A 21,484-nucleotide genomic window follows, 5' to 3' on the forward strand; every position below is an offset into this window, starting at 1 on the left:
CGCCCGTCCGACCGAGCGGCCGGCCGCGTGGCCGGAGTGCCGGACGGGGCTGGTGTGCACCGTGAGCCGGCGCGCAGGCGTAATGACACGAATGTGGTTTCGGCCATTGTCACGACGCGGTCACGCCGCCTACGGTGAGTGCGCCCGCCGGGGCTTTCCGTCACTGCCTGAGTGACACCCGCCGGGCGCCGTCGAGCCGGACACCCGCACAGGCGTGGGGTGACGGACCGATCCCCCCGGACCGCGGCCGTGCGCCGTCGTGCCCGGGCCCGGTAGGCGGTTCGCGAGACAGAACGGAGAGCCGCCGCACCATGGCGACCCCCCTGCGCACGTCCGCCCGCCGCACCGGCCGGGCCGGGCTGGCCCTCGCCGGCACCGTCGGCATCCTGCTCGCGACGGTCCCCGCGTCGGCGGCTCCGGGCACGCCGGGCACGTCGGCCGAGGCGGCGCAGCTGGTCGCCGAGCGCGGACACCAGCTCGAGGTCGTCACCGAGCGGTTCAACGAGGCGCAGGACACCCTGGCCGCGCAGCAGGCCGCCGCAGCGGCCGCCGCGGCCACCCTCGAGCAGGCCACCGCCGAACTCGGGCGGGCCCAGCAGGCGGTGCGCGGCATCGCGCGCAGCGCCTTCACCGGAGAGAGCCTGGGCTCGTTCCAGGCGATGCTCACCAGCGACTCGGCCGACGAGTTCGTCAACCGGGTCGCCACGCTGGAGACGATCGCCGGGCACCAGAGCGGCATCCTGGAGCACGCGGCCCGCGCCAACGTCGCCGCCGCCCAGGCCCAGGCGACCGCGCAGCAGTCCGCCGCCGAGGCGCAGGCGGCCCACGACGCCGTCGCCGGCCAGCAGGCCGAGCTGGCGGAGCAGGTGGCCGACTTCCGGGCGCAGTACGAGCAGCTCAGCACGGCGGAGCGGCAGGCCGCCGCCGCCGCTGCCGCAGCGGCGCACGCCCAGGAGGCGCCCGCCGCCGAGCCGCAGCGGGCCAGCCGCAGCGACCGGGCGGCCTCCGCGCCGTCCACGCCGGTCGTGGCCAGCAGCAGCGCCGCGCAGGCGGCCGTCGACACCGCGATGGCGCAGCGGGGCAAGCCGTACGTGTGGGCCGCCTCGGGCCCCGGCGCCTTCGACTGCTCGGGCCTGACCTCCTACGCCTACCGCGCCGCCGGCATCAGCCTGCCGCGGGCCAGCCGCAACCAGGCCGCCGTCGGCCGGGCGGTGTCCCGCGACCAGCTCCAGCCGGGTGACCTGGTGTTCTTCTACAGCCCGATCAGCCACGTGGGCATCTACATCGGCAACGGGCAGATGGTGCACGCGCCCACGTCCGGCGACGTGGTGAAGGTGGCGAGCATCGACTCGATGGGCGGCTACAACGGGGCCCGGCGCATCGCCGGCTGATCCTCCCGGGTGACCTGCTGGAGCAGGCCCCACACGAACAGCGCCCGGGTGCCGCCGGGCAGGTGGACCGCCCAGCGGGTGACCACGCCCGGATCGGCGCTCCGGGCGCCGGGCAGGCCGACGACGTCGTCGAGCACGTGCTCCCACACCAGCAGCCGACGGCCCGTGGCCGGCGGGACCGGGGAGCCGGGGGCGCGGACCAGGTGCTCGTTGTAGACGGCGCCGCCCGGCCCGCTGAGCACCTCCCACCACAGGTGCGGCCACAGCGGCAGCGGCCAGCGGCGCACCTGGACGTCGAGGTCGCCGAAGCGTCGGTCCTCCAGCTCCTCGGGCGGCCCGAGGACCGCCGAGCGCAGCGCCAGCCCGCGCGGCGCCCGCGGCGAGTGCTGCAGCGCCTGCCAGCGGGTGTGCGCGGCGTGCGCCTCCGCCCGGGTCGCGCCCAGCCGGGGCAGGGCCGCGGCGGTGAGATCGGGCCGGACGTCGGCCATCCGGCGCAGCAGGACCAGGCAGAACTCCCGCCGGGCCAGTCCGCGCACGACGCCGACCCTGCCAGGTGGCGCCCTGCCGCGAAGGTCACACCCGCCGCGGGGACCCCGCGCCCGGCCCGCTCGTTGACGACCGGAGAGCACCCCCCCGACCCGAGGACGTCCGTTGACCCCGCGCACCGTCGCCACCGCCTTCCGCATCGTCGCCGTCGCCGAGGCGATCACCTGGGTAGGCCTGCTGGCCGGCATGTTCGTGAAGTGGGTCCTGCAGACCTCCGAGGTGGGCGTGCAGGTGTTCGGGCCCATCCACGGCGGGGTCTTCGTCGTCTACGTCGCGGTGGCCCTGGTCGCCGCCCGGGTGCTGCGCTGGTCGGCCGGCACCACGGTGCTCGCGCTCGCCGCCTCGGTGCCGCCGCTGGCCACGGTGTGGTTCGAGCGGCGGGCCACCCGCTCCGGCGAGCTGCCCGCGCGCGGGGCGCTGACCGCCTGAGCCGCGGGCGGGATCGGCTCGCTACGGTCGCCGGCATGCCCGAGCCCGTCCTGCCCAGCACCGCCCGCCTCCTGCTGGCGCGCACCGCCCGCGTCCAGCGTGACGGCCGCGCCCCCAGCCTGGTCGCCGGCGTGGTGCGCGACGGCGGGCTGGCCTGGTCGGCCGGCCGGGGGGCGGTGCCCGAGCCGCACACCGACGTCCAGTACCGGCTCGGCTCCATCAGCAAGACGCTGACGGCGGTCGTCGTGCTGCGGCTGCGCGACGAGGGGCGGCTGCGGCTCGACGACCCCCTGGAGCAGCACCTGCCGGGGACGCCGTTCGGCGACCGGACCGTCGGCCAGCTGCTGTCCCACCTCGCCGGCGCCTCCGCGGAGAGCCCCGGCGGCTGGTGGGAGCGCACCCCGGGCGGCACGCTCGACGAGCTGGGCATCGCCGGCTCCGACGTCGTGCTGGGGGCCGCCCGCCGGTTCCACTACTCCAACCTGGGCTTCGGGCTGCTGGGCGAGCTGGTCGCCCGGCAGCGCGGTCGCAGCTGGGAGGAGGCGGTGACCGCCGAGGTGCTGGCGCCGCTGGGCATGACCCGCACCAGCCCGCGCCCCGTCGCCCCGGCGGCCGAGGGCTGGGCGGTGCACCCGTGGGCCGACGTCGTGCTGCCCGAGCCCGAGCACCACGCCGGGGTCATGGCCGCCGCCGGGCAGCTGTGGGCCACCCTCGCCGACCTCGGCCGCTTCGCCGCCTTCCTGCTCGGTGACACCGCCGACGTGCTCGACCCCGCCACGCTCGAAGAGATGACCGTGCCCGCCGGGGTGGACTCCTCCGCCCCCGGCTGGTCGGCCTACGGGCTGGGCCTGCAGGTCGTGCGGGTCGACGGCCGGACGCTCGTGGGGCACGGCGGCTCGATGCCCGGCTTCCTGGCCGGCGTCTTCGTCGACCGGGAGGAGCAGACCGGCGCGGTCTCGCTGGCCAACGCGACCAGCGGCGTCGACCCGCTGGTGTTCGGGCTGCTGGCCGACCTGCGCGGCGCCGAGCCGCGGGTCGTCGAGCCGTGGGCGCCGGCGCCGTCGCCGGTGCCGCTGGAGAGCCTCGGCGTCTGGTTCTGGGGGCCGGCGCCCTACGTCGTCCGGGCGGTCGCCGGCGGCCTGCTGCACCTGGGCCCGCTGCCGGGCCGCAGCGGGCGGGCCAGCCGGTTCACCCGCCGCGACGACGGCACCTGGCTGGGTCTGGACGGCTACTTCGCGGGGGAGACGCTGCGGATCGCCGCCGACCACCTGGACCTGGACACGTTCGTCTTCACCCGCACCCCCTACGACCCGGACGCCCCCGTGCCCGGCGGCGTGGACGAGCGCGGCTGGCGCTGACCCCGGGTGGGGCAGGCGGGTGGGTGCAGGCCGGGGCGGTCTGCCCCGCCGGGGGTCAGGCGCGGTCGAACGCGTCGATGGTGAACTTGACGACGACGCCGTAGGCCAGGTGCGGCACGACGTCGCTGAGCCAGTCGGCCGCCGACCAGGTGCGGGGATCGGTGACCCCGAGCGCCGTCATGGGCCCGTTCGCCGCGACCATCGCGCCCAGGCCGGTCAGCAGCGTCCCGACCGGCTTCGCCGAGCGCAGGCCCGACGCCCGGGCGAGCCCACCGATCACGCCCACCCCGACGCCGGCCACCAGGCCCGTCATCGGGCCGAGTCCCTGCACCCGGTTCCGGCGGGTCTCGTCGTCCCCGGGGATGGGCACGTGCGCCGTCTCCGCCAGCTTCTCCACGGTCTGCTCGGGCGTCGAGCTGCTGCCCCGGCCGCGCACCACCATGTCCAGGTAGGTCACGGCGTTGAGCGCCGTGGTCCCCGCCGCACCGGCCGCCGCCCCGCGCAGCGCCCAGCCGAGGGTGCTGATCCCGCGCTTGCCCTTGCCCGCCACGCCGAACGGGGTCCGCTTCGCCATGCCGACACCGGTACCCGCAGCGGCGCGGTCCCACCCACCGTTCACGGCCGGGGCCGGCGCGTCCTCCGGCGGAGCAGCGCCACGCCACCCAGCACGACGACGGTGCCGGTGACCAGGAGCAGGGCCGGTGCCCTCCCGCCGGCGGGGAGCTCGGTGCCGGCGCCGCCGCGCCGGAGTGCGCCCGCGCCGGCCGGACCCGCGGGGGCGAGCGCCCGGAGCTCGGCCTCCAGCGCCGGCGTGAGCTGCGCCGTGCCGCCGCACAGGAAGGCGGCGTACTGGCCGTCGGCGAGGGTGGTGAACGCCGTGCCACCGAGATCCGCGTCGCGCGTGGCGAAGACGGCGACGGGGCCGTCGCCGGTCAGCTCGAGCCCGCAGCTCGCGCCGGAGGCGGGGGAGAGGACCCCCTGCCGTGCGTGCGCCGTCCCCTTGACCACCGTGTCGACCGCGAAGACGTGCAGCGCCGGATCGCCGCTGCCGACGCGGATCCCCGACGGCTCCTCCCGGGACACCAGGGACCCGGTGAAGACGACGTCGGCGCGCGCCAGGAACTCCGCCGTCGTGCCACCCGTGCAGCTGCACGCCGTCGCCGGGGACGCCACCACCAGGCCGAGGCCGGCGAACCAGCAGCTCAGCAGCAGGAACAGGGCGGTCCGGCGCACGGGCGCGAGCATCCTCCGATCGGTGGGCGGGGACCAGTACCGCTGGCGGGCCCGGCTCCGCCCACCCGCGCTGGGCGGGTGGGCGACGTCGCCGCTGCGCTCGAGCGCACCATCGGCGAGCTGCTCGCGCAGCGTCGTCCGGAGGCCTCGATCGGCCCCTCGGAGACTGCCCGAGCGGTCGATCCGGTGGGCTGGCGCGACCTGATGCCCGCGGCGCGCAGCGCGGCCGGCCGGCTCGCGGACGCGGGGGCCGTCGAGGTGACGCAGGGCGGTGCCGTCGTCGACGTCCGGACCGCCCGGGGACCGGTGCGGATCCGCCGGCCGCGCTAGTCCGTCCCGGCGGCCCGGTCCAGCAGCGGGCCCGTGCGGCGCTCGACGAAGCGGCGCATCGCCAGCGCGGTGTCCACCCGCTGGACGCCGGGGATGGCCAGCACGGCCTCGGTGATCCGCCAGAGGTGGTCGGCGTCGGTGGCGACCACGTGCACCAGCAGGTCGGTGGCGCCGGACAGCCCGGTGACCTCCAGGACCTCGGGCAGGCCGGCCAGCGCGTCGCTGACCTCGCCCAGCCCGCGCTGGGCCACCTGCACCGACATGTACGCCGCGAGGCGGTAGCCGAGGGCCTGGGGGCGCACCCGCTGGTCCAGCGGTGCCAGGACGCCGTTGCTCTCCAGGCGGGCCAGCCGGCTCTGCACCGTGTTGCGGGCCAGCCCGAGCCGCTGGGACAGCGCCATCACGCTGGCGCGCGGGTCCTCCGTCAGGGCGAGCAGCAGCCGCGCGTCTGTGGCGTCGATCTCGGGCATGCTGGGCAGTCTGGCAGGTGTCGGCTGCTTCCGGGTGTCGATCTGCGCAGCAGTCGCCGTGGGTGCTGCGCAGATCGCCGCCGCTGAGGACTGGTCCTCGCCGGGGCTGCCGTGCCAGGATGTGTGAGGGCCACCACATCTGGCGGCCGGAACGTCCAGCACCACCGCGTCGCCGGCGACCCCGGCGGGGGTGGCCGACGGCGAGGAGCGCGACCCGTGACAGCGAAGACCTTGACCACGGAGATGGTCGACCCCGTCCCGGGGGCCGCCGCGCCCCACCTGCCGTCGCGCACCCAGCTCGTCCAGCTGCTCACGCCGGAGGGCGACCGGGTCGAGCACCCGGACTACTCGCTCGAGATCGGGCACGACGAGCTGCGCGCCCTGTACCGCGACCTCGTCCTGGTCCGCCGCTGGGACGTCGAGGCCACCGCCCTGCAGCGCCAGGGGGAGCTGGGCATCTGGGCCTCGCTGCTCGGCCAGGAGGCCGCGCAGATCGGCGCCGGCCGGGCGATGGTCGCCTCGGACATGGCGTTCCCCACCTACCGCGAGCACGGCGTCGCCTGGACCCGCGGCGTCGACCCGCTGCACGTGATCAGCCTGTTCCGCGGTGTGGACAACGGCGGCTGGGACCCGGTGGGCACCGGCTTCAACCTCTACACCGTCGTCATCGGCGCGCAGACGCTGCACGCCACCGGTTACGCGATGGGCCTCCAGCGCGACGGCGCCGAGAGCGCGGCGCTGGCGTTCCTCGGCGACGGCGCGACCAGCCAGGGTGAGGTCAACGAGGCGATGATCTGGGCGGCGAGCTTCTCGGCACCCGTCGTCTTCTTCTGCCAGAACAACCAGTACGCGATCAGCGTCCCGCTGGAACGGCAGTCGCGGGTGCCGCTGTACCAGCGGGCCGCCGGCTTCGGCTTCCCCGGGGTCCGGGTCGACGGCAACGACGTCCTCGCCGTCCTGGCCGTGACCCGGGCGGCGCTCGCGGCCGCCCGGGAGGGCCAGGGCCCGACGTTCATCGAGGCCTTCACCTACCGGATGGGTGCCCACACCACCTCCGACGACCCGACCCGCTACCGGCTGGCCAGCGAGCTGGAGGAGTGGAAGCTGCGCGACCCGATCGCCCGGCTCAAGGCCCACCTGTCGCGCAGCTCGATCGCCGACGCCGCGTTCTTCGACTCCGTCGAGGCGGAGGCCGACGAGCTGGCCGCGCGCATCCGCAGCGGCACCGTCGACATGCCCGATCCGGCGCCGACGGAGATGTTCGACCACGTCTACGCCGAGCAGACCCCGCCGCTGGCGCAGCAGCGGGCCGACTTCGTCGCCTACCAGGCGAGCTTCCAGGAGGCCGGCGAATGAGCACCGAGAAGCTGACCATCGGCAAGGCGCTCAACCTCGGCCTGCGCAAGGCCATGGAGGACGACGCGAAGGTCGTGCTCATGGGCGAGGACATCGGCAAGCTCGGCGGGGTCTTCCGGATCACCGACGGGCTGCAGAAGGACTTCGGCGAGGCGCGCGTGGTCGACACACCGCTCGCCGAGGCCGGCATCCTCGGCACCGCCGTCGGCCTGGCCATGCGCGGCTACCGGCCGGTCTGCGAGATCCAGTTCGACGGCTTCGTCTTCCCCGCCTACAACCAGATCGTCACCCAGGTGGCCAAGATCCACGCCCGCTCCAAGGGCCGGCTGCCGATGCCGATCGTCATCCGCATCCCCTTCGGCGGCGGCATCGGCGCGGTCGAGCACCACAGCGAGAGCCCGGAGGCCTACTTCGCGCACACCGCGGGCCTCAAGGTGGTCGCCGTCAGCAACCCGGTGGACGCCTACTGGGGCATCCAGCAGGCCATCGCCCACCCCGACCCGATCGTCTTCCTCGAGCCCAAGCGCCGGTACTGGGAGAAGGCCGAGGTCGACGTCGACGCGACGCCCGATCCGCTGTTCGCCTCGCGGGTGGTCCGCGGCGGGGACGACGTCACCGTGCTGGCCTACGGCCCGATGGTGAAGACCGCGCTGCAGGCCGCCGAGGCCGCGGCCGAGGAGGGGCGGTCGGTGGAGGTCGTCGACCTGCGCACCGTCAGCCCGCTGGACCTCGACCCGGTGTTCGAGTCGGTGCGCCGCACCGGACGCTGCGTGGTCGTCCACGAGGCGCCGGTGACGCTGGGCCTGGGTGCGGAGATCGCCGCCCGGGTGACCGAGACCTGCTTCCACTCCCTGGAGGCGCCGGTGCTGCGGGTCGGGGGCTACGACACCCCCTACCCGCCGTCGAAGCTCGAGGAGGAGTACCTCCCCGACCTCGACCGGGTGCTGGACGCCGTCGACCGCGCGATGGAGTTCTGAGCCATGCCGCAGAGCGCCACCCTTCGCCAGTTCAAGCTCCCCGACGTCGGCGAGGGCCTCACCGAGGGGGAGATCCTCCAGTGGCTGGTCGAAGTCGGTGACACGGTCACCGTCAACCAGCCACTGTGCGAGGTGGAGACCGCCAAGGCCGCGGTCGAGCTGCCCTCCCCGTTCGCCGGCACCGTCGTCGAGCTGCTGCACGAGGCCGGGACCATGGTCGACGTCGGCACGCCGATCATCACGATCGACACCGGTGGCGGGGCGCCGGCCGACGATGCCGAGCCCGCCGACGACGCCGAGCCTGACGACGACGACGGCGAGCCGGGCGCCGGGCTGATCGGGGGCACCGCGCCCGGCGGCCGGACGGCGGTGCTCGTCGGCTACGGCCCGCGCACCACCGAGGCCCGGCGCCGGCCGCGCCGCTCCGGCACCTCCGCCGCGGCCCGCGCGACCGCGCCGCCCGGCGCCGACCACGGCTCCGGCGGCACCGCCCGCCCGGCCCTGCCCACCGACGACGGCCCACCCCTGCTCGCCACCGCTCCGGACATGCGCAGCAAGCCGATGCGGCACGGTGGGCTGGAGGTCGGCCGGCAGGCCGAGGCGGCGGCGCTGCGCGAGGATGCCGCCCCCGCCCGCGGGGCGCAGCCGGGCCGCCGCGGACCGCGGCCGCTGGCCAAGCCCCCAGTGCGCAAGTACGCCAAGGACCTCGGGGTCGACCTGACCACGCTCACCGGCTCGGGCGCCGGTGGCTGCATCACCCGGGCCGACGTCGACGCCGCCGTCGCCGCCCGCACCGCCCCTCCGGCGGAGCCGGCCACGTCCGCCGCGACCGGCGGGGAGCAGCGGATCCCGGTCAAGGGCGTGCGCAAGGCGACCGCCGCGGCGATGGTGGCCAGCGCCTTCACCGCGCCGCACGTCACCGAGTTCCTCACCGTCGACGTCACCCGGATGATGAAGCTGCGGCGCCGGCTGGCCGAGCGGCCCGAGCTGGCCGCGGTCAAGGTGAGCCCGCTGCTGTTCGTCGCCAAGGCGGTTCTGCTGGCCGCGGGGCGGCACCCGATGGTCAACAGCTCCTGGGACGAGGCGGCGCAGGAGATCGTCGTCCACGGGCAGGTCAACCTCGGCATCGCGGCGGCCACCCCGCGCGGGCTCGTCGTCCCCAACATCAAGGACGCCGGCCGGCTGTCCCTGGCCGAGCTGGCCGGTGCGCTGGCCGAGCTGACCGAGACCGCCCGTGCCGGGCGCACGTCGCCGGCGGACATGACCGGCGGCACCCTCACGATCACCAACGTGGGCGTGTTCGGGGTCGACACCGGGACGCCGATCCTCAACCCGGGCGAGTCGGCGATCCTGGCCTTCGGCGCCGTGCGGGAGATGCCGTGGGTGCACAAGGGCAAGGTCCGGCCGCGTCTGGTGACCCAGCTGGCGCTGAGCTTCGACCACCGCATCGTCGACGGCGAGCTGGGGTCGCGGTTCCTGGCCGACGTGGGGGCGCTGCTGTCCGATCCCGGCGCGGCGCTGGCGTTCTGACCGGAGGAGGCGGCGGCAGGATGGCGACCGTGCACCGACGCGTGCTCGCCCTCGTCGCCCTGCTCCTGTTCGTCGTCCTCACCGGCGCGGCGATCGGCGTCAGCGGCGCGCGGCCGGGCCTGGAGCAGGGGGCCGCGCCGTTGCTGCTGCAGGGGCTCGGCTACCTGTGCGCGGTCACCGGCGCCGTCCTCCTGCTCCTGGGGGACGCCGGTTCCGCGACCGGCAGCTCGGCCTCGTGGTGCTCGCCGGGACGGCGGTCATGGCGTCGTCGACGCGCTGACGACGGCCGACGTCGGGGCGAACATCGGCGCCGGGCTGGTGCGACTGATCTCCCTCGTCGTCGTGGGGGTGGCGACGGCGCGGCTGGCCGTCGCCCTGGTGGCGGACCGGCGGGCCGGGTCCTAGCGCGACCGGCCCGGGCCGTCGCGGCGGCGCTCCGCTGACCTGCTCCTTCGAGGTGTCAGCCTAGCGTGCGCGGGGTAGGCGGCGCGCGACCGAATACGCGACATCAAGGAGCTGAGAACGTGGCCAGCGTGCAGGAGTCCGTCGACGTCGACGTCCCGATCCGCGTCGCCTACGACCAGTGGACGCAGTTCGAGTCGTTCCCCCAGTTCATGGGTGGGGTCGAGAGCATCACGCAGATCGACGAGACGCACACCCACTGGGTGACCAACGTCGACGGCGTGAAGCGGGAGTTCGACGCCGAGATCACCGAGCAGCACCCCGAGGAGCGGGTCGCCTGGACCAGCACCAGCGGCGAGGCCAAGCACGCCGGCGTGGTGACCTTCCACCGGCTCGACGACGCCAAGACCCGCGTGATGATCCAGATCGACTGGGAGCCCACCGGGCTGGTGGAGAAGGCCGGCGCGGCGCTGGGCTTCGACGACCGCCAGGTGAAGGCCGACGCGAAGAAGTTCAAGGAGTTCATCGAGAGTCGCGGCACCGAGACCGGTGCCTGGCGCGGGGACGTCGAGCGCCCCAGCTGACGTCACCGCCCGTCGACGGCGCCCGTCCCCGTTCGGGGGCGGGCGCCGTCTGCGTCGTGGGGGCCCTGAGGCCGGTGGGTCGTCCGGGTGACGAGCCTCACCCGAAGGGAGGTGCAACCTTCGGCAAATGCGCAACACTGCCGATGTTTCGTCGGACTATCGTGGCGTCTGCCTGCGTTACTACGGGCGTAGGCACTTCACACGGACGAAAGAGGCATCAACGATGAGCAGCGTGACGGCCAGCTGGCGGCGGCGTCGGCAGGTGGCGCGTACCCGGCGGGCGCTCGACAAGGCTCTGGCGCGCAGCAGCAGCCCGGCCATGCGCGACGAGCTCCTGACCATGGCGAACAGCAGCCACTTCCTCGGTCGCTGAGCGGCGGTCGCCCCCGCGCGGCCCGCGAACATCCCGACCCCGGTCTCCGTCGAGACCGGGGTCGCATGCGTTCGGGGGACAGCAGGTGCCGAGCGCGCCGAAGAGTGCCATTGTGTAGTGGTGCGCGCACGATCCGTGGTTAGTCGAGGTCGGACCCAGCGCGTTGCCGGACGAGGGAACGGGGCTCGATGAGCCGGGCCACCGCCGCGCGGGAGACCTCCGGTGCCACCACCGGCGGCCTGCTCCGCTACGTCCGCGGGCAGGCCGGTGACGCCGCCGTGGCGGAGGTGCTGCGGCGCGCCGGCGTCGACGCGACCGCCGGGGAGCTCGGCGACCGGTCCCGCTGGTGGAGCTACGACACCCGCATCGCGCTGTTCGCCGCGGCCACCGAGGTCCTCGGCGACCCCCGCGCGATGCTCGACGTCGGCCGCGCCGTGCTCCAGGGCGGGACGGCCCACTCTCTGGTCGTCCTGCTGCGCGCGATGGGCTCCCCGCAGCAGGTCCTCGGTCAGCTGCCGCGTGCGGTGCAGAAGTTCAGCACGACCACGACCATGGAGATCGTCGAGGCCGGGCGGACCGCAGCCACCATCCGGTTCCGGCTGCACGACGGGTTCGCGCACTCGCGGCTCGATTGCGACTACACGCAGGGCCTGCTCAGCACCGTCCCGCGGATCTTCGGCCTCCCGCCGGCCCGCGTCACCCACGACGAGTGCCAGTCCGACGGGCATCCGGCCTGCACCTACCACCTGACCTGGGCCCGGCGGTCCCGCCTGCCCTGGCGTCGCCGCGGCGCGTGGCGCACCGACCCCGAGCAGCACGCCCTCCGGGGACAGCTGCAGATCCTGCAGTCGGCCGCCTCCGACCTGGTCGCCGGCGTCGACGTCGACACGGCCCTGGAGCGCATCGTCACCCGGGCCGCGGAGGCGGTGCTCGCCCCGGCGTACCTGCTGGCCGTGCACGCCCCCCGGCGGCGGTGCACCGCTGGTGCACGGGGAGGGCCTGGACCTCGAGCAGCTCCCCGAGCTCGCCGCGCGGCTGCTCGACGGGGGCGACCTCGGTCCCGGGGCCGTCGTCGTCGACGTGGCGTCGGCCCGCCGGGTGCACGGCCGGCTCGCCGCGCTCTACCCCCACGGCGACGGCGCGGTGGGGGACGAGGCGGCCATGCTCGCCGCCTACGCACGTCACGCGGCCGCCGCGCTGGACCTGATCATCGCCCTGGCGGACGCGCGCACCGAGGCCGACCGGGCCGGTGCGCTGCTGAGCCTGGCGCACGGCCTCGCCGCCACGACGGATGCCGCGGAGGTCGCCGACCTGGTCGCCGAGGCGCTGCCGGAGGTGGTCGGCTGCTCGACGGCCGGCATCCTGCTGTGGGACCCGGCCAGTGGGACCCTTCGGTCGCACTCGTCCGTCGGCCTCGGCCCGGACGGGCAGGACCTGGTGCGGTCGACGGCGCTGCGTCCCGAGGACGCGCCGGAGCTGGTCGGCATGCTCACCAGCCGCGAGCCGCAGGTCGTGCGCCGGGACACGAGCAGCCCGGCCGTGCGGCGGCTGCTCGACGGTGCCGGGACCTCCGACGCGGTGGCGGTCCCGCTGCTGGCGGACGGGGTCTTCCTCGGCGTCGCCACGGCCGGCTGGCGCCGGGGCGAGGCGCCCGTGGACCTCGACGGGGAGGTGCTGACCCGGCTGCGCGGCGTCGGCGACCAGGCGACCACCGCCCTGCAGAAGGCCCGGTTGCTCCAGACCGTCCGGCACCAGGCCACGCACGACGCGCTGACCGGGCTGCCCAATCGGGTGCTGTTCCTCGACCGGCTCACCGCGGCGATCGCGGCGGCGGGCCGGGGGTCCTCCCTCGCCGTGCTGTTCTGCGACCTCGACCGGTTCAAGCAGGTGAACGACAGCCTGGGGCACGCGGCCGGTGACGAGCTGCTGCGCCAGGTGTCGGCCCGGCTGCGGGCGGCGGTCCGGCCGGGGGACGTCGTCGGCCGGCTCAGCGGGGACGAGTTCGCCGTCGTCCTGCCCGGCCTGGCCGAGCCGTCGGACGCCGACGGCCTGGCTGCCCGGATCGTGGCGTGCTTCCACGAGCCGTTCCGGCTAGAGGGCACCGACGTGGTCGTCGGCACCAGCGTCGGGGTGGCCGTCCACCCGGGTGACGGCGGCTCCGCCGAGGAGCTGCTGCGCACGGCGGACGCCGCGATGTACCGGCACAAGCACGCCGGCCGACCCATGCCGGCCCGCGGCTGACCTGCGCTCGGCTCACCCGAACCGGGCAGTTCCGCTCAAGCGCGCCGCCCACCCGGCCGATGCTCGGTCCGTGGGCACACGAGCACCCGATGGCGGCGACCCGGCCGCCGACCTGCCGGCCGAGGCGCGGGAGACGTCCGGCGCGACGATGGGCGGAGTGCTCGGTTACGTGCGCCGCCACGCCGGGGACGACGCCGTCGCCGCGGTGCTCGCCCGCGCCGGCCTCACCCATCTCGCCGGGCAGCTCGAGGACCAGTCCCGCTGGTGGAGCTACGACACCCGCATCGCCCTGTTCACCGCCGCCACCGAGGTGCTCGGTGACCCGGACACGATGTTCCGCATCGGGGCGGATGCGACCCGCAGCGGGCTGGCGCACTCCCTGCTGCTGGTGCTGCGCGCGCTCGGTTCGCCCGGCCAGGTCTTCCGGCACCTGCCCCGCACGGCGGCGAAGTTCACCACCGTCTCCACCATGGAGCTCCGCGAGCTGACCGCCACGTCGGCGAGCCTCGCGATCACGCTGGCGGAGGGCTACCCCCACTCGGAGCTGGACTGCGCGTACGCCCGCGGCCTGGCGGTCACCGTGCCCACCATCTTCGGCCTTCCACCCGGGGTCCTCGCGCACGCCGAGTGCATGGGTGGCGGTCCGCGCACCTGCACGTACCGCGTCACCTGGGCCCGTCGCTCCCGGTTCCCGCGCCGGCGGCGCCACGCGCCGGCCACCGGGCCGGAGCTCGCCGCGCTCCGCGGCCAGCTGCGCACGCTGCAGTCGGCCGCCGGCGACCTCGTCGCCAGCGACGACCTGGACACGGTCCTGCACCGCATCGTGGCCCGCGCGGGCGAGGCCGTGCTCGCGCCGGCGCACCTGCTGGCCGTCGCGGCGCCGGACGGCGGCCCGCCGCTGGTGCACAGCGCCGGGATCCCCGATGACCGGCTCCCCGGTCTGGCCGCCCGGCTGCTGGCCGGCGAGGGCCTCGGCCCGACCGCCGTCGTCGTCGACGTCGTCTCCGCCCGCCGCCGGCACGGTCGGCTCGCCGCCATCTACCCGTCCGGTGAGGGCGAGATGACCGACGAGCACACCATGCTCGCCGCCTACGCCGGCCACGCCGCGGCCGCGCTGGACCTGCTCTTCGCCCTCGACGCCGCCCGCGCGGCGGCGGACCGGGCCGGTGCGCTGCTCGCCCTGGCCCACGAGCTGGCCGGGGCAACCGACGCCACCGCCGTCAGCTCGATCGTGGCCGACGCCCTGCCGCGGGTCATCGGCTGCAGCAGTGCCTCGGTCATGCTCTGGGACCCCGCCGAGGGGCAGCTGCGGGCCCGGTCGTCGGCCAACCTGAGCAGCGCGCAGCGCACGCACTTCCTGGAGACGCCCCTGCGCGCCGAGGACACCCCGGAGCTGGTCGGGATGCTCACCGATCGCGAGCCGCGGATCCTCCGCGCCGCCGACAGCAGCCCTGGGCTGCGCAGGCTCCTGTCCGAGATCGGCGTCTCTGACGTCGTCGCGGTGCCGCTCCTGGCGGGCAGCACGTTCCTCGGTGTGGCGACGGCGAGCTGGGAGGCCGGCCGGGCCCCGGAGGAGCTCGGCGGGGAGGTCCTCGCCCGCCTGCGCGGCGTCGGGGACCAGGCCTCCACCGCGCTGCAGAAGGCCCGCCTGCTGGAGACCGTGCGGCACCAGGCCTCCCACGACGCGCTGACCGGGCTGCCCAACCGGGTGCTGTTCCTGGAACGGCTCGAGGCGACGCTCCGCGACGAGGGCGGGCACCTCGGGGTGCTGTTCTGCGACCTCGACCGGTTCAAGGAGGTCAACGACTCGCTCGGCCACGCCGCCGGGGACGAGCTGCTCCGTCAGGTCGCCGCGCGGCTGCGGGCCGTCGTCCGTCCGGGCGACACCGTCGGCCGGCTCAGCGGCGACGAGTTCGCCATCGTGCTGCCGGAGCTGGCCGACGCCGACCACGCCCGCCGCCTCGCCGACCGCGTCGCCGGCTGCTTCGCCGAACCGTTCCGGCTCGACGGCACCCCGGTGTGGGTGGGCACCAGCGTGGGGGTGGCGGTGCTGGACGCCGACCGCGGCCGCAGCGCGGACGAACTGCTCCGCGAGGCCGATGCGGCGATGTACCGGCAGAAGGAGGGGCGCGCCCGCGCCCGCGCCGCGCGCTGAGCCGTCAGTCCCGTAGCCGGCCGCGCAGCGCGGCCTGCTCGCCGGCACCGAAGCCGTGCGCGTCGAGCCAGCCGGCGGGGCCGCCGTACCGCTCGTCGAGCAGGGTCAGCACCCGGTCCATCGTCTCCGCCCGCGGGGTGTGGCTGGCGACGTCGCGGGTGACCATGTCCTCGGCGTACGTCGGCGAGGCGGCCAGCTTGGCCACCAGCGCATCGATGATCTCCGCCGTCAGCGCGTAGTCGGCCACGATCTCCTCGTGCGGCACGCCTGCGACCGCCAGGGCGAAGGCGCAGACCACGCCGGTGCGGTCCTTGCCGGCCGCGCAGTGCACCACCGACGCGCCGTCGGTCGCCCGGCTCAGCGCCCGCAGCGCACCGACGACGTTCTCCGACCGCTGGCCGAGGTAGCCCAGGTAGGACCGGACCGCCGGCGGCTCACCCTCGTCGTGGGCAGCCACCTGCCGGGGCAGCAGCGACTCCAGCCACCCGGCCGGGAGCTCGGGCCGGTCGTCGGCCTCCTCGACCGCGAACACGTCGGTGTGGTGGCCGCGCTCGGGCAGCAGGGTGAAGTGCCGGTGGGTCACCTCCGGAACGGCGCGCAGCGGCCCGCGGCCCTCCAGCAGGATCTCCGCCGTCGTGCGCAGGTCGATCACCTGGCGCAGGCCCATCTCGGAGACCAGCCGCCGGACGTCGGCGTCGCTGAGGGTCTGCAGGTTGTCGCTGCGCAGGATCCGCCCCGCCGCCGTGCGCCCGCCGTCGGTGGTCGGCAGCCCGCCGAGGTCGCGCATGTTGGTGGTGCCGTCGAGCCGGATCCAGCGGCCGGTGTGCGGAGAGGTCACGCCTGGGACGGTACGGCCCCGCTCCGGGCGTCAGCGAGCAGCCCGTCGCACACGGAGATCAGCCGTCGACGCAGTGCCGCGCCCCGGTCGGCGAACGTCCGCTGGGCGGTTACGTACTGCGCCTTGCCCTCGGGCGTCTCGATGGCCACCGGCTCGTACCCGTGGTCGCGGAGGTCGTAGGGCGAGGCGCGCATGTCGAGCTCGCGGACGTCCACGGCGAGGGCGAGGCAGTCGGCCAGCAGCTCCCCGGGCACGGCGGGGGAGAGCTTGTAGGCCCACTTGTAGAGGTCCATCGTCGCGTGCAGGCAGCCCGGCTGCTCCAGGTCCGGCTGGGTGGCGCGCGTCGGCCGCAGGGTGTTCAGCGGCCGGCCGCGCCGGCTGAAGAAGCGGTAGGCGTCGAAGTGGCTGCACTGCACGCGGTGGCGGTCCACGACCTCGGCGGTGCCCTCGACGCCCAGGCGCAGGGGCACTCCGCCGTGCCGCACCTCGCCGTCGTCCGGGCGGTAGACCATCGCCCACTCGTGCAGGCCGAAGCAGCCGAACTGCGCCGGCCGCCCCGCGGTCGACCGGAGCAGGTGCCCGACCCGGGCCACGACCTCTCCGCGGGCGGCGAGGAAGGCGTCCGGATCGAGGCCGACGGCGCCGCCGGCGTGCTCGGTGTGGAACGGCCAGCCGAGGCGCTCCCGGGCGGCCGGGCCGGCCAGGGCGGTCCCCACCCCGGGGTGCCAGCGGGCCAGCCGGCCGGGCGTCTCGGAGTAGTAGGTGAACAGGAAGTCCAGCACCGGGTGGGCCACGCCGGCCCGGCGCCGCTCCGCGTGCGGCCCGGTCCAGCCGGCCATCCGCGCCGCGTGCGCTCCCGCCCGCGGCAGCCACTCGGCCTCGGCCAGGACGGTCAGGGGCGGGCGCGGCACGGCGTCCAGGGTAGGTGGGGCCCCTCAGTCCGCCTCGTTGCCGGGGCGGGCCACCGACTCGTCTTGCTGGGCGTCCTCGTCCGTCGTGAGCGTCACGTCCGCGCTGTCGGCGGGGGCGCCGTCGTCGGCGGTGTCGGGGGACTCGCGGTAGCCGGTCGGCTGGGACTCGGTCATCGGCCGTCGTCTCCGGATCGCTCGGTGGGGGCCTGGACCTCGCCGGACGCGCCGGCCCGCGTGGCACGGGCGACGTCGCCGTCGGCGCGGGCGGGCAGGTCGTCGCCCTGGGCGGCGTCGCGCTCGATCGCCTCGTCGGCGGTGAGGGGGACGTCGTCGAACGACGAGCCCAGGTCGCTGTTGGCGCCGGTGGCGGACGAGGTGGGGACGTCCTGCTGGATGCGGTCGCTGCCCTGCGGGTCGGTCATGCCGGCCTCCTTCGGTCGAGGGTCCTCCCGGCCATGCCCGGGAGAGCCCCCGCGAAACGGCCGAGGCCGCCTCCCGGTGGGGGAGGCGGCCTCCGGCTGTCGAAGGAGGCTCAGAAGGCCGCCTCGTCGATCTCCATGAGGGCGTTGTCGGTCGCCTCGACGATGGCCCGCTCGGAGGACAGCCGCGGCAGTACCTGGGTGGCGAAGAAGCGGGTGGCCGCGAGCTTGCCCTCGTAGAACAGTCGGTCCCGCTCGCTGACCTCGCCGGCCAGCGCGGCCAGCGCGACCTCCGACTGGCGGATCAGCAGCCAGGCGGTGACCAGGTCGCCGACCGCCAGCAACAGGCGGGAGGTGTTCTGGCCGACCTTGTACAGGTTGGCCATGTCCTCCTGGGCCGCCGTGAGGTGGCCGAACATCGCCGTCAGCATGCCCTGGACGTCGGCCAGCGCCTTCGCCAGCAGCTGGCGCTCCTCCTTGAGCCGGCCGTTGCCCGCCTCGGCGTCGATCGTGGCCTGGATCTGGCCGGCCAACCAGGTCAGCGCGACGCCGCCGTCCTTGACGATCTTGCGGAAGAAGAAGTCCTGGCCCTGGATCGCGGTGGTGCCCTCGTAGAGGGTGTCGATCTTGGAGTCCCGGATGTACTGCTCGATGGGGTAGTCCTGCAGGAAGCCCGAGCCGCCCAGGGTCTGCAGCGACTCCTGGGTGAGCAGCTGGGTGGCGCGCTCGGAGCCGAAGCCCTTCACGATCGGGAGGAGCAGGTCGTTGAGCCGCTCGGCGAGCGTGGCCTCCTCGCTGTCGGCGGTGCCCTCGGCCTCGGCGGCCGTCACCTGGTCGCGGAAGCTGGCCGCGTACAGGTAGAGGGCGCGCATGCCCTCGGCGTAGGACTTCTGCAGCATCAGCGAGCGGCGGACGTTGGGGTGACGGGTGATGGGCACCCGCGGGGCGTCCTTCGACGTCGCGGTCAGGTCGGCGCCCTGGATGCGGTTCTTGGCGTAGTCGAGCGCGACCTGGTAGCCGGCCGACAGCGTGGCGATGGCCTTCGTGCCGACGAACATCCGGGCGTACTCGATGATCTTGAACATCTGCGCGATGCCGTCGTGCACGTCACCGACCAGCCAGCCCTGGGCCGGCACCGGGCCGTCGCCGAAGGTCACCTCGCAGGTGGTGGAGACCTTGAGGCCCATCTTCTTCTCGACGTTCGTGACGTAGGCGCCGTTGCGCTCGCCGAGCTCACCGGTCTCGAGGTCCACGTGGAACTTGGGGACGACGAAGAGCGACAGGCCCTTGGTGCCGGCCTTCGCGCCCTCGGGACGGGCCAGCACCAGGTGGACGATGTTGTCGCTGAGGTCGTGCTCGGCCGAGGTGATGAACCGCTTCACGCCGGAGATGTGCCACGAGCCGTCGGGCTGCTGCACCGCCTTCGTGCGGCCGGCGCCCACGTCGGAGCCGGCGTCGGGCTCGGTGAGCACCATCGTGGCGCCCCAGCCCTTGTCGATCATCAGCCGGGCCAGCTTCTTCTGGTCCTCGGTGCCCAGCTCGAACAGCGTCTGCGCGAAGGACGGGCCGGAGCCGTACATGAAGACGGCGGGGTTGGCGCCGAGCACCATCTCGAACGCGCCCCAGGTCAGGACGGCGGGGGCGCCGAAGCCGCCGAGCTCCTCGGAGAGGTCCAGCCGGTACCACTCGCCGGCGTCGAGCGCCTCGACCGACCTCTTGAACGACTCGGGCAGGGTCACCGAGTTCGTGGCCGGGTCGAACACCGGCGGGTTGCGGTCGGCGTCGGTGAAGGACGCGGCGATCGGCCCCTCGGCCAGCTTCCGGATCTCGGCCAGCACGCCGCGCGCGGTGTCGGCGTCCATCTGCGCGAACGGCCCGGTGCCGAAGCGGTCCTTGGTGTCGAGGAACTCGAAGAGGTTGAACTCGAGGTCCCGCAGGTTCGCGGTGTAGTGGCTCATGTGCCGTTGCTCCGTTGCTCCGTGCCGATGGACGGCGAACGCCTACTCGCCAGTAACAAACGTATTACTGGTCGGTAGGAAGGAGCAAGGTCTTGAGCCGGCACGCCCACTCGGAGTGAGCCGGGGCGCACGTCCGAAGAGGGCCGTGCGTCCCGGCGGAGCCGTGCCGGAGAGCGGGAGCCACCGCCCGGCCGGGTCAGCGGCGGCGGCGCCGGGCCCGGAGCACGATGCTCGCCAGCCACACGAGCAGGCCGCCGAGCCCCGCGGCGATCAGCAGCGCGACCACCAGCGGCGCCTGCACGTCACCGAAGACGAGGCTGATCTGCACCGTCTGGCCGTTGAAGACGATGAACAGGACCAGGACGACGGTGACGAAGATCAGCAGCGCCAGCGCGAGTGTCCGGCCGATCGCGCGGCCGGTGTGCCGCTCCTTCGGCGGGGCCTGCTGCTCCTGCGGCGGCGGTGCGGCCGACCCGCCGCCGGCGGGTTCGGTCGAGCGGTTCCACAGGCCCACGCTGAGCGGGTCGCCGGCCGTACCGGACCGGTGCGGATCCGGGGCGCTCACTGCGCGTCCGGTTCGGTGTCGGCGGGCGGGTAGGCCGGGCCGGCGATGCCGTCGGCCGGGCCCTCCGTGGCACCCAGGGAGTCGCGGTCCTCGCCGGGCGCCTTCTGGGCGCCGAGCGGCTGGGCCTTCCGCTCGGATCCGGCGTTGTTCTCATCCGGCATGGTCATGGGCTGGGTGTGCCCGTCCCCGGGGTGCCGGAAACCGGCCGTGATCACGCCGGACGCCTGCGGTGGGCCCGCCGGGGGTCAGTCCCGCAGCGCCGGCCCGGCCTCGTGCGCCGGATGGCCGGAGGTGCGCTCCCGCTGCTTCATCCGCGCCTCGTGGACGTGCCGGTCCCCGCCGGACAACTCGTCGCGCGCGCGGGCGTCGTAGGCCCGGAAGGTGCCCCAGTAGTTCTCGTCGAAGTCCTCGACGATCTGGAAGGTCCACCGGTCGGCGATGACGTTGCGGCCGACGAGGTCGCGGCCGATGTCCTCGGCCAGCCGGCCGGCGCCGGCCTGCTCGAACAGCTCGACGGACTCCTGCAGCAGCCGGTCGGCCTTGCCGGTCAGCTGGTGGAACGCGTACAGGAAGCCGCGCGCCTGGTCGACGGTCTCGAGGGCCTCGGACAGCTTGCCGAGCGCCTCCACCGTCGTGTCGTCGAGGTCGGGCCTGGTGCGGTCGGTGCTCACCCGCCCATCCTGCGGTCAGCCTTGGGCGACCGCGATCTCGATCAGCCGCTCGGCCAGCTGCCGGCCGTGGGCGGCGGGGCCGTCGGGGCCCAGCAGGCCACCGGAGAGGTACATGCCGTCGATGATCAGGTGGATCTGCGCGGCGAGGTCCTCACCGCCGCCGGGGACGATCTCGTCGGCCAGGCGCTCCAGCCGGCTGTGCAGCTCGAACTTGTAGTCGGCGGCGGCGCTGCGGGCGGGGTGCTGCGGGTCGTCGTACTCGCTGCTCACGTTGGTGAAGGGGCAGCCGCGGAACCCGCTGCGGGTGACGTCCCGCTCGACGGCGTCGACGACGGACAGCAGCGCGGCGCGCGGATCGCCGTCCAGCCGGTCCAGCTCGGCGTCGATGAAGGCCAGCACGGTGGCCGCCTTGCGGGTCAGGTAGGCCCCGACGAGGTCGTCCTTGCTCTTGAAGAGCCGGTAGACCGTCATCTTGCCCAGGCCGGTCTCGCGCACCAGCTCGTCCATGCCGACGCTGCGCGAGCTGCGCCCGGCGAACAGGCGCTCGGCGGTGTCCAGGACGATCGCCTGCCGCTCGGCGCGGCTGCGGCGGACCGGTGCCGAGAAGTCGTCGGCGGCGGCGAGGGGCAGGGCGGCGGTCACGTCAGCGATGGTGCACCAGGACGTGACGGAGCAGTTCGCGGCACGCCGACGGTGATCGCTCTGGGTGACGAGAGGCGCCCGGGCTGGGCGTGGCGCCGGGGAGTG

The 21,484-nt window shown here is 75.0% G+C and carries 24 protein-coding genes and 1 pseudogene; 12 read left to right on the forward strand and 13 right to left on the reverse strand.

Annotation, left to right across the window (positions count from 1 at the left end):
* Positions 1-311 precede the first annotated feature (311 nt).
* Positions 312-1,391, forward strand: a complete 1,080-nt coding sequence (locus ACI790_RS17315; RefSeq protein ID WP_456571033.1) for a C40 family peptidase — start codon at positions 312-314, stop codon at positions 1,389-1,391.
* Here ACI790_RS17315 and ACI790_RS17320 read toward each other — a convergent pair.
* Positions 1,361-1,927 carry a hypothetical protein gene (locus ACI790_RS17320; RefSeq protein ID WP_456571034.1) on the reverse strand — a complete coding sequence of 189 codons (567 nt, stop codon included), beginning with the start codon at positions 1,925-1,927 and terminating at the stop codon, positions 1,361-1,363. The genes ACI790_RS17315 and ACI790_RS17320 overlap by 31 nt on opposite strands.
* Positions 1,928-2,042: 115 nt before the next feature.
* Between ACI790_RS17320 and ACI790_RS17325 the strand changes: the two genes are divergently transcribed.
* Together ACI790_RS17325 and ACI790_RS17330 are read left to right on the forward strand one after the other, a co-directional pair.
* Complete coding sequence (locus ACI790_RS17325) at positions 2,043-2,366, forward strand: DUF3817 domain-containing protein (RefSeq protein WP_456571035.1); 324 nt, start codon at positions 2,043-2,045, stop codon at positions 2,364-2,366.
* A 35-nt stretch (positions 2,367-2,401) separates the two neighbouring features.
* Complete coding sequence (locus ACI790_RS17330; protein ID WP_456571036.1) at positions 2,402-3,724, forward strand: serine hydrolase domain-containing protein; 1,323 nt, start codon at positions 2,402-2,404, stop codon at positions 3,722-3,724.
* Between the two features lie 55 nt (positions 3,725-3,779).
* Here the strand turns inward: ACI790_RS17330 and ACI790_RS17335 are convergent, their stop codons facing one another.
* Together ACI790_RS17335 and ACI790_RS17340 are read right to left on the reverse strand one after the other, a co-directional pair.
* Positions 3,780-4,298 (reverse strand): hypothetical protein, encoded by a 519-nt coding sequence (locus ACI790_RS17335; protein WP_456571037.1) that lies wholly within the window; start codon positions 4,296-4,298, stop codon positions 3,780-3,782.
* Positions 4,299-4,339: 41 nt separating this feature from the next.
* Positions 4,340-4,957: a hypothetical protein gene (locus tag ACI790_RS17340; protein WP_456571038.1), complete on the reverse strand. Its 618-nt coding sequence runs from the start codon at positions 4,955-4,957 to the stop codon at positions 4,340-4,342.
* Positions 4,958-5,035: 78 nt separating this feature from the next.
* Here ACI790_RS17340 and ACI790_RS17345 point away from each other — a divergent pair, with 78 nt between their 5' ends.
* On the forward strand, positions 5,036-5,287 hold the full coding sequence (locus tag ACI790_RS17345; protein ID WP_456571039.1) for a DUF3253 domain-containing protein: 252 nt from the start codon (positions 5,036-5,038) through the stop codon (positions 5,285-5,287).
* On the opposite strand, the gene ACI790_RS17350 is transcribed toward ACI790_RS17345, so the two are convergent.
* Positions 5,284-5,757, reverse strand: coding sequence for an Lrp/AsnC family transcriptional regulator (locus tag ACI790_RS17350; RefSeq protein WP_456571040.1), 474 nt, complete (start codon positions 5,755-5,757; stop codon positions 5,284-5,286). The two genes, ACI790_RS17345 and ACI790_RS17350, sit on opposite strands and share 4 nt — an antisense overlap.
* A gap of 216 nt (positions 5,758-5,973) precedes the next feature.
* Between ACI790_RS17350 and pdhA the strand changes: the two genes are divergently transcribed.
* The 8 genes and pseudogenes from pdhA to ACI790_RS17390 all read left to right on the forward strand — a co-directional run bounded on the left by pdhA (position 5,974) and on the right by ACI790_RS17390 (position 15,375).
* Entirely contained in the window at positions 5,974-7,113 is a 1,140-nt protein-coding gene (pdhA, locus tag ACI790_RS17355; RefSeq protein WP_456571041.1) for a pyruvate dehydrogenase (acetyl-transferring) E1 component subunit alpha, read from the forward strand.
* Positions 7,110-8,090 (forward strand): alpha-ketoacid dehydrogenase subunit beta, encoded by a 981-nt coding sequence (locus ACI790_RS17360; RefSeq protein WP_456571042.1) that lies wholly within the window; start codon positions 7,110-7,112, stop codon positions 8,088-8,090. Before pdhA ends, ACI790_RS17360 begins: the two co-directional genes overlap by 4 nt.
* A 3-nt stretch (positions 8,091-8,093) precedes the next feature.
* Positions 8,094-9,620, forward strand: a complete 1,527-nt coding sequence (locus tag ACI790_RS17365; RefSeq protein ID WP_456571043.1) for a dihydrolipoamide acetyltransferase family protein — start codon at positions 8,094-8,096, stop codon at positions 9,618-9,620.
* Between the two features lie 524 nt (positions 9,621-10,144).
* Positions 10,145-10,606 (forward strand): SRPBCC family protein, encoded by a 462-nt coding sequence (locus tag ACI790_RS17370; RefSeq protein ID WP_456571044.1) that lies wholly within the window; start codon positions 10,145-10,147, stop codon positions 10,604-10,606.
* 223 nt (positions 10,607-10,829) lie between these two features.
* The gene (locus ACI790_RS17375) at positions 10,830-10,979 is read left to right on the forward strand and encodes a hypothetical protein (RefSeq protein WP_456571045.1); all 150 of its coding nucleotides are present in this window, start codon (positions 10,830-10,832) and stop codon (positions 10,977-10,979) included.
* A 188-nt stretch (positions 10,980-11,167) separates the two neighbouring features.
* Positions 11,168-11,677 (forward strand): annotated as a pseudogene (locus tag ACI790_RS17380) (GGDEF domain-containing protein); the annotation flags it as partial.
* 286 nt (positions 11,678-11,963) lie between these two features.
* A complete protein-coding gene (locus tag ACI790_RS17385) occupies positions 11,964-13,220 on the forward strand; it encodes a diguanylate cyclase domain-containing protein (RefSeq protein WP_456571046.1) in 1,257 nt (418 codons plus the stop codon).
* A gap of 70 nt (positions 13,221-13,290) precedes the next feature.
* Positions 13,291-15,375, forward strand: coding sequence for a diguanylate cyclase domain-containing protein (locus ACI790_RS17390; RefSeq protein WP_456571047.1), 2,085 nt, complete (start codon positions 13,291-13,293; stop codon positions 15,373-15,375).
* Positions 15,376-15,379: 4 nt separating this feature from the next.
* Here the strand turns inward: ACI790_RS17390 and ACI790_RS17395 are convergent, their stop codons facing one another.
* From ACI790_RS17395 to ACI790_RS17435, 9 genes are all read right to left on the reverse strand, one after another.
* The gene (locus ACI790_RS17395; RefSeq protein ID WP_456571048.1) at positions 15,380-16,213 is read right to left on the reverse strand and encodes a tyrosine-protein phosphatase; all 834 of its coding nucleotides are present in this window, start codon (positions 16,211-16,213) and stop codon (positions 15,380-15,382) included.
* Entirely contained in the window at positions 16,210-17,124 is a 915-nt protein-coding gene (locus tag ACI790_RS17400) for a 3-methyladenine DNA glycosylase (protein ID WP_456571049.1), read from the reverse strand. The genes ACI790_RS17395 and ACI790_RS17400 overlap by 4 nt, the downstream gene beginning before the upstream one ends.
* 24 nt (positions 17,125-17,148) lie before the next feature.
* On the reverse strand, positions 17,149-17,298 hold the full coding sequence (locus ACI790_RS17405; RefSeq protein ID WP_456571050.1) for a hypothetical protein: 150 nt from the start codon (positions 17,296-17,298) through the stop codon (positions 17,149-17,151).
* Positions 17,295-17,546, reverse strand: a complete 252-nt coding sequence (locus tag ACI790_RS17410) for a hypothetical protein (RefSeq protein WP_456571051.1) — start codon at positions 17,544-17,546, stop codon at positions 17,295-17,297. The genes ACI790_RS17405 and ACI790_RS17410 overlap by 4 nt, the downstream gene beginning before the upstream one ends.
* A 110-nt stretch (positions 17,547-17,656) precedes the next feature.
* Complete coding sequence (locus tag ACI790_RS17415; RefSeq protein WP_456571052.1) at positions 17,657-19,501, reverse strand: acyl-CoA dehydrogenase; 1,845 nt, start codon at positions 19,499-19,501, stop codon at positions 17,657-17,659.
* A gap of 196 nt (positions 19,502-19,697) precedes the next feature.
* Positions 19,698-20,066, reverse strand: a complete 369-nt coding sequence (locus ACI790_RS17420; protein ID WP_456571053.1) for a LapA family protein — start codon at positions 20,064-20,066, stop codon at positions 19,698-19,700.
* Complete coding sequence (locus ACI790_RS17425; protein ID WP_456571054.1) at positions 20,063-20,233, reverse strand: hypothetical protein; 171 nt, start codon at positions 20,231-20,233, stop codon at positions 20,063-20,065. Before ACI790_RS17425 ends, ACI790_RS17420 begins: the two co-directional genes overlap by 4 nt.
* A 78-nt stretch (positions 20,234-20,311) precedes the next feature.
* Positions 20,312-20,737: a hypothetical protein gene (locus ACI790_RS17430; RefSeq protein WP_456571055.1), complete on the reverse strand. Its 426-nt coding sequence runs from the start codon at positions 20,735-20,737 to the stop codon at positions 20,312-20,314.
* A gap of 15 nt (positions 20,738-20,752) precedes the next feature.
* Positions 20,753-21,379, reverse strand: coding sequence for a TetR/AcrR family transcriptional regulator (locus ACI790_RS17435; RefSeq protein WP_456571056.1), 627 nt, complete (start codon positions 21,377-21,379; stop codon positions 20,753-20,755).
* Positions 21,380-21,484 lie beyond the last annotated feature (105 nt).

It is taken from the genome of Blastococcus sp. SYSU DS0539, from assembly GCF_054050855.1.

Excerpts from the sequence above, each read along its gene's own strand:
- ACI790_RS17365 (WP_456571043.1), top strand. The coding sequence starts at position 8,094 with ATGCCGCAGAGCGCCACCCTTCGCCAGTTCAAGCTCCCCGACGTCGGC.
- ACI790_RS17360 (WP_456571042.1), top strand. The coding sequence starts at position 7,110 with ATGAGCACCGAGAAGCTGACCATCGGCAAGGCGCTCAACCTCGGCCTG.
- ACI790_RS17315 (WP_456571033.1), top strand. The coding sequence starts at position 312 with ATGGCGACCCCCCTGCGCACGTCCGCCCGCCGCACCGGCCGGGCCGGG.
- ACI790_RS17330 (WP_456571036.1), top strand. The coding sequence starts at position 2,402 with ATGCCCGAGCCCGTCCTGCCCAGCACCGCCCGCCTCCTGCTGGCGCGC.
- ACI790_RS17335 (WP_456571037.1), bottom strand. The coding sequence starts at position 4,298 with ATGGCGAAGCGGACCCCGTTCGGCGTGGCGGGCAAGGGCAAGCGCGGG.
- ACI790_RS17350 (WP_456571040.1), bottom strand. The coding sequence starts at position 5,757 with ATGCCCGAGATCGACGCCACAGACGCGCGGCTGCTGCTCGCCCTGACG.
- ACI790_RS17410 (WP_456571051.1), bottom strand. The coding sequence starts at position 17,546 with ATGACCGACCCGCAGGGCAGCGACCGCATCCAGCAGGACGTCCCCACC.
- ACI790_RS17415 (WP_456571052.1), bottom strand. The coding sequence starts at position 19,501 with ATGAGCCACTACACCGCGAACCTGCGGGACCTCGAGTTCAACCTCTTC.
- ACI790_RS17405 (WP_456571050.1), bottom strand. The coding sequence starts at position 17,298 with ATGACCGAGTCCCAGCCGACCGGCTACCGCGAGTCCCCCGACACCGCC.
- ACI790_RS17375 (WP_456571045.1), top strand. The coding sequence starts at position 10,830 with ATGAGCAGCGTGACGGCCAGCTGGCGGCGGCGTCGGCAGGTGGCGCGT.
- ACI790_RS17425 (WP_456571054.1), bottom strand. The coding sequence starts at position 20,233 with ATGACCATGCCGGATGAGAACAACGCCGGATCCGAGCGGAAGGCCCAG.